The organism is Variovorax sp. E3, assembly GCF_016082275.1.
GTDB lineage: Bacteria > Pseudomonadota > Gammaproteobacteria > Burkholderiales > Burkholderiaceae_C > Variovorax.
This window is the reverse complement of record NZ_MOWM01000325.1, coordinates 1-1,604: the sequence shown is the minus strand read 5'-3', so window position 1 is coordinate 1,604 and position 1,604 is coordinate 1. Positions and strand designations below refer to the sequence as shown.

Below are 1,604 nucleotides of genomic sequence, written 5' to 3'. Positions count from 1 at the left end.
CCACGTCGTCGTAGCCCGCGGGCGAGCCGGGGCGCCAGACGGCTTGGCCGGCCTGCGCGAGCAGCGGCGCCATCTGCTCGCCGCCGGTGTCGCGCCAGCCCAGCCCGCGCAGCGACGACACGGCCCACTCCCACGGCGTCTTGAACTTGGGCGGCGGCGCGTTCCAGGCTTCGCTGGATTCGATCAGCGCGCGGTACACCGTCGGCAGGTCGCCGCCGCTGCGCTGGAACGCGTTCGACAGCCGCGCCACCACCGCTTCGGGCGGTGTGTCGCCGACGAAGTGCCGCGCCAGCTTCTGCGCGATGTGGCGCGCGGTGGCCGGCTGCACGGCCAGGTGGTGCAGCACGGCGGCAGCCTGCGCCTCGCCGGCCTGCTCGTAGCGCTGCCCCAGCACCTGGCGCGCGCCGGGCTCGTGCATGGCCGGCCGAAAGACGAAGGCGCCGGGCGTGCCACCGCCCTTGCGCGGCACGCCGGGCACGCCCGTGACGCTCCAGCCCGTGAGCGCGCGCGCGAACTCGGTCACGTCCTGCTGGTCGTAGCCGGCGCGCACGCCCAGCGTGTGCAACTCCATGATCTCGCGCGCCAGGTTCTCGTTCAGGCCCCGGGGCCGCGCCGCGCGCATCGCGGCTTCGCTGTCGGCGCCCATGGAGCGCGCCTGGTCGAGAAACAGCAGCATTGCCGGATGGCGCTCCACCGCCAGCAGCATGTCCTCGAAACGGCCGAAGACGTGCGGGCGGATCGCCTCGGCCTCGAAGGCGCCCGCGAGCACGCCCAGGGGCATCTTGTCGACCGACACGGCGAAGTGGTTCGACCAGAAATGCACCAGCCGCTCGGCCATGGGCGCGGGCGTGACCAGCGCGGCCTGCACGCGCGCATTCACCGCCGCGCGGTAGGTGTCCTGCACCTGCCCGCGCAGTTTCTTGCGCAGGTCTTGCGCGTTGCTCGCGCCGGCCTGGCGCACTTCTTTCTGGGCGTCGACGTAGCGTCGATCAGCGTGGCGCTCGACGGCAGCGCGGACCACGCGGGCGGCGCCGGTTCGTAGCGCGCGAACTGCTCGAGCAGCCAGCGGCGCGGATCGCCCGTGGGCAAGGGCTCGTCGGGGCGTGCGCCGAGGCCGAAGCGGTTCACCGCGACGGCGACCTGGGACATCTCTGATGCGGCCATGCAGTCTTCTCCGTTGTGAGAGGCGGGGCGCGTGCTCGCCCCCTGTGCCTGTTGAACGGTGCCGGCGCCAAAACCCGTCGCGGGTGGGCCGGCCGCCTATGGTTTTTTCGGCTTGGGCGTGGCGGTCGACGGCGCCAGGGGGCTGCGGGTCAGGCCGCGCGCCAGCGTCTCGCGGTCTTCGGGCGACAGGCTCTCGGCGAAGTCGACCACGCTGGCCTCGATGCGCGCGCGCACCGCGATGTCGGCGCTGCGCGTGGCGGCCAGCGCGGCGGCCAGCGCGTCGCGGTCGAAGGTGGGCGCGGCAATCTGCCGCAGCACTTCCTTGCGGCCCGCCTGCGCGGCCTGGATCGACGGTGCGACCTCGCGCCGCGCGACGCGCACGCCGGCCAGGAAGGTGCGCCGCTGCTCGGCGCTCAGGCCGTCGGCGGCAAAGCGCAGGC

The 1,604-nt window shown here is 74.0% G+C and carries 1 protein-coding gene and 1 pseudogene; both read right to left on the bottom strand.

Annotated elements, in window-relative coordinates; all coding sequences use genetic code 11:
• Window positions 1-1,164: pseudogene (locus tag BMG07_RS40565) on the bottom strand (DUF1800 family protein); the annotation flags it as partial.
• A 96-nt stretch (window positions 1,165-1,260) separates the two neighbouring features.
• The coding region (locus BMG07_RS40560) for a periplasmic heavy metal sensor (protein WP_198089195.1) at window positions 1,261-1,604 on the bottom strand (344 nt) is incomplete at its 5' end.